This window comes from Streptomyces sp. NPDC002588 (assembly GCF_040295925.1).
GTDB lineage: Bacteria > Actinomycetota > Actinomycetes > Streptomycetales > Streptomycetaceae > Streptomyces.
Genome location: NZ_JBEOWF010000100.1, coordinates 1 through 4460 on the forward strand (window position 1 = coordinate 1; position 4460 = coordinate 4460).

Here is a 4460-nt window from a genome sequence, read left to right on the forward strand (position 1 = left end):
GCGTTGTCGGAACATCCGCATACATCCAGTATGCGGATGCCCCTCCGCCTTGCGATGCACCGCATCTGACGCCGCGCGCTGATCCACCGGGGATTCCGGGACAGCCCTTAGCGGGCCTCGTCGTCCGCCGCCTGGGCCCGCAGGGCTCGTGCCAGGTCGTCCCGGGCCTCCAGGACGAGTCGGCGCAGCGCCGGGGGCGCCGACTCGTGCGCGCCCAGCCAGGCGTCCGTCGCCGCCAGGGTCTCGGGGGAGTCCTGGAGGGCCGGGAACAGACCGCTGACCACGTTCATCGCGATCTGGATGGACCGCTCCGACCAGATCCGCCCGATCGACGCGAAGTACTTCTCGGCGTACGGCGCCAGCAACTCCCGCTGGGAGGACTGGGAGAAGCCCGCGATCGTCGCCTCCACCATCGCGTTGGACAGCGCGTCCGACTCCACCAGCTGCGCCCAGGCCTGCGCCTTGACCGCCGCGGAGGGGCGGGCGGCGAGGCAGCGGACCTGGTGGCGCCTGCCGGACGCGGTGTCGTCGCGGGCCAGTTCGGCCGCCAGCACCGCCTCGTCCGCCGAGCCGTGTGCCGCGAGCGGCTCCAGGAACGCCCAGCGCAGCTCCTGGTCGACCTCCAGGCCGTCGATCTTCGCCGTGCCGTCCAGCAGACCCCGCAGGAGCCCGAGGTCCGCCTCCGAGGACGCGACCGACGCGAAGAAGCGCGCCCAGGCGAGCTGGTGCTCGCTGCCCGGCGCAGCCGCCTCCAGATCCCGCCGGGCGATCTCGGAGAGCGTCTCCGCGCCCCGCGGCCGCCACCGCTTCGGCGCGTAGTTCTCCAGCGCCGAGCCCGCCCACGCGTGCAGCATCTGCAGCACGCCGATGTCGGACTCGCGGTTCGCGAACCGCGTCACCAGGCCGATGAAGTCGGGCGCGGGCAGCAGCGCGTCCCGGGTCAGGTTCCACAGCGCCGACCAGCACAGGGCGCGGGCCAGCGGGTCGGTCATCGCGCCCAGGTGCTCGCGCAGGGTGGCCAGCGAGGTCTCGTCGAAGCGGATCTTGCAGTACGTGAGGTCGTCGTCGTTGACCAGCACCAGTTCCGGCGCCGGCTGCCCGGCCAGCTCCGTGACCACGGTGCGCGGACCGTCGATGTCCGTCTCGGCGCGCGCGTACCGCACGAGCCGGCCCTCCTCCAGGCGGTAGAGGCCGATGGCCACCCGGTGCGGGCGCAGCTCGGGGTGCGGCTCCGCCGCCTCCTGGAGCACCGCCAGCTCGTCGATCCCGCCCTCCGCGTCCAGCAGCACCTGCGGGGTCAGCGCGTTCAGGCCCGCCGTCTGCAGCCACGACCGCGCCCACGCCGCCATGTCCCGGCCGCTGGTCTCCGCGAGGACCGAGAGCAGGTCACCCAGCCGGGTGTTGCCGTACGCGTGGCGCTTGAAGTAGCGGCGGGCGCCCTCGAGGAACGCCTCCTCACCGACGTACGCCACCAGCTGCTTCAGCACGCTGGCGCCCTTGGCGTAGGTGATGCCGTCGAAGTTGAGCTTGGCGTCCTGCAGGTCGCGGATGTCGGCCGTGACCGGGTGGGTGGAGGGCAGCTGGTCGGCCCGGTACGCCCAGGCCTTGCGGCGGTTGGCGAAGGTGATCCAGCCGTCGGTGAAGCGGGTCGCGCCGACGAGGGCGAAGGCGCCCATGAAGTCCGCGAAGGACTCCTTCAGCCACAGGTCGTCCCACCACTCCATGGTGACCAGGTCGCCGAACCACATGTGCGCCATCTCGTGCAGGATGACGTTCGCCCGGCCCTCGTACGACGCCCGCGTCACCTTGCCCCGGAAGATGTACTCCTCGCGGAAGGTCACGAGGCCCGGGTTCTCCATCGCGCCGAGGTTGTACTCGGGCACGAACGCCTGGTCGTACTTCCCGAAGGGGTACGGGTAGTCGAAGTGGTCGTGGAAGAAGTCCAGGCCCTGCTTGGTGATCAGGAAGACGTCCTCGGCCTCGAAGTAGGGCGCGAGGCCCTTGCGGCACATCGCGCCGAGGGGGATCTCCAGCGTCGTACCGCCGCCGAGGTCACGGGTGTAGGAGTCCGTCACGTAGTGGTAGGGGCCCGCCACGACACAGGTGATGTACGTCGAGATCGGCTTCGTCTCAGCGAACCGCCACACCCCGTCCGCGCGCTCGCCGAGCCCGTTGCTCCACACCACCCACTCCTCGGGCGCCCGCACCTCGAAGCGGAACGGGGCCTTGAGGTCGGGCTGCTCGAAGTTCGCGAAGACCCGGCGGGAGTCGGCCGGCTCGTACTGCGTGTAGAGGTAGACCTCGCCGTCCTCGGGGTCGACGAAGCGGTGCATGCCCTCGCCGGTGCGGGAGTAGGCGCACTGCGCGTCCACCACGAGCTCGTTCTCCGCGGCCAGGTCCTCCAGCAGGATCCGGGCGCCGTCGAAGACCTCGCCCGGGTCCAGATCACGGCCGTTGAGGGAGACGGAGGTCACACTCGGGGCGATCAGGTCGGCGAAGGTGGTGGCCCCGGGCTCGTTGCAGCGGAAGCGGATCGTGGTGACCGAGCGGAAGGTGCGCGGCTCGTCGTTCCCGTCAGCGATCGCCGAACGCACGTCGAGGGACACGTCGTACCCGTCGACGGACAGCAGGGCGGCCCGCTCCCGGGCCTCGTCGCGGGACAGGTTCTCACCGGGCACGGGCGGTACTCCCTCGGTTCTGGGCTGGCGGGTCTGGGCGTGCGGGTTCTCGGACAGGGCCGATCCTGCCACGCGCTCCTGACGCCGGGAGCCGGGAATTGCGGACGGGGCGGCTGCGTTCTCCCGTCGAACCCGATTTCTCATGAGGAGAGACATGTCCGAGAAGACCCCCGTCGACTTCTGGTTCGACCCGCTGTGCCCGTGGGCCTGGATGACCTCCCGCTGGGTCCTGGAAGTGGAGAAGGTCCGTGACATCGAGGTGCGCTGGCACATCATGAGCCTCGCCGTCCTCAACGAGAACAGGCTCGACGAGCTGCCCGAGGAGTACCGCGAGATGCTCGCGGTCAAGGCCTGGCAGCCGGTCCGGGTGGTCACCGCCGCCTGGCAGCTGCACGGCGCCGACATCCTCGGCCCGCTCTACACCGCCCTCGGCACCCGCATCCACAACAACGGCGAGGGTCCGACCGTGGAGGCCATCGCCGGCGCGCTCGCGGACGTCGGTCTGCCCGCCTCCCTGATCGACTACGCCGAGCAGAGCGACTTCGAGTTCGACGCCCAGCTGCGCGCCTCCCACAAGGAGGGCATCGAGAAGGTCGGCCAGGACGTCGGCACCCCGGTCATCGCGGTCCCCGGTCCCGACGGCGAGCAGATCGCGTTCTTCGGCCCGGTCGTCACCCCCGCCCCCAAGGGCGAGGAGGCCGCCCGCCTGTGGGACGGCACCGTCGCGGTCGCCTCGGTCCCCGGTTTCTACGAGCTCAAGCGCAGCCGGACCAAGGGCCCGGACTTCAGCAATCTGTAACAACTCCTGCGCGAGAAGACCCCCGCGAGACGTTCTCGCGGGGGCACCATTGCCTCCATGACGGAGATCGACACCTCGGTGCCCCACTCGGCCCGCATCTGGAACTACTGGCTGGGCGGCAAGGACAACTACCCCGTGGACGAGGTGGCAGGCGACGCCTACACCGCCGTCTTCCCCGGCATCGTCACCATCGCCCGCAGCAGCCGGGCCTTCCTCGGCCGCAGCATCCGGTACCTGGTCCAGGAGGCGGGCGTCCGCCAGTTCCTCGACGTCGGCACCGGCCTGCCCACCGTCGACAACACCCACGAGGTCGCCCAGCGGTACGCCCCGGAGTCGAGGATCGTCTACGTCGACAACGACCCGCTGGTCCTCGCCCACGCCCGCGCCCTGCTCACCTCCAGCCCCGAGGGCGCCACCGCCTACGAGGACCTCAGCCTCTACGAGCCCGCCCGCATCCTGGAAGCGGCCGGCCGCACGCTGGACCTCACCCGGCCCACGGCGTTGATCCTCAGCGGCATCCTCGGCCATGTCGCCGACCACGACGAGGCCTGCGCCCTGGTCCGCGGCCTGCTCGCGGGCCTGCCCGCCGGGTCCTACCTGTCCCTCAACGAGGGCTCGCGCGGCACCGACCCCGCCTACGAGGCGGCCCAGGACGCCTACAACGAGACGGGCGCGGTCCCCTACTTCCTGCGCCCGGTGGATCAGATCGAGGCCTACTTCGAGGGCCTGGACCTGGTCGAGCCGGGTGTCGTCTCGGTCCCCCTGTGGCGCCCGGAGCCCGGCACCGACCCGCAGCCGACCGGCCAGCACGGAGGCGTGGGCCGCAAGCCCTGAGCGCAACCGCCCGTCCACCCCTCGGCGGACGGGCGGCAGGGGGCACCCCGTGGATCTAGGGCGTGTTTCGAAAGTAGCGTCGTCTGCCCGAAGGGCAGGCCTGGCGGCGTCTGGTGCGTGCGATCGCAAGGCGGAGGGTCGCCCCGATA

General features: G+C 71.1%; 3 protein-coding genes. 2 read left to right on the top strand and 1 reads right to left on the bottom strand.

All coding sequences use genetic code 11. The features are described 5' to 3' along the window. Positions 1-107: 107 nt before the first annotated feature. On the bottom strand, positions 108-2678 hold the full coding sequence (pepN, locus tag ABT057_RS48795; RefSeq protein ID WP_352351830.1) for an aminopeptidase N: 2571 nt from the start codon (positions 2676-2678) through the stop codon (positions 108-110). A gap of 154 nt (positions 2679-2832) precedes the next feature. On the opposite strand from pepN, the gene ABT057_RS48800 reads away from it, so the two are divergent. After that, positions 2833-3477, top strand: a complete 645-nt coding sequence (locus ABT057_RS48800) for a mycothiol-dependent nitroreductase Rv2466c family protein (protein ID WP_352351826.1) — start codon at positions 2833-2835, stop codon at positions 3475-3477. Between the two features lie 57 nt (positions 3478-3534). Continuing rightward, positions 3535-4311 carry an SAM-dependent methyltransferase gene (locus ABT057_RS48805; RefSeq protein ID WP_352351828.1) on the top strand — a complete coding sequence of 259 codons (777 nt, stop codon included), beginning with the start codon at positions 3535-3537 and terminating at the stop codon, positions 4309-4311. Positions 4312-4460 lie beyond the last annotated feature (149 nt).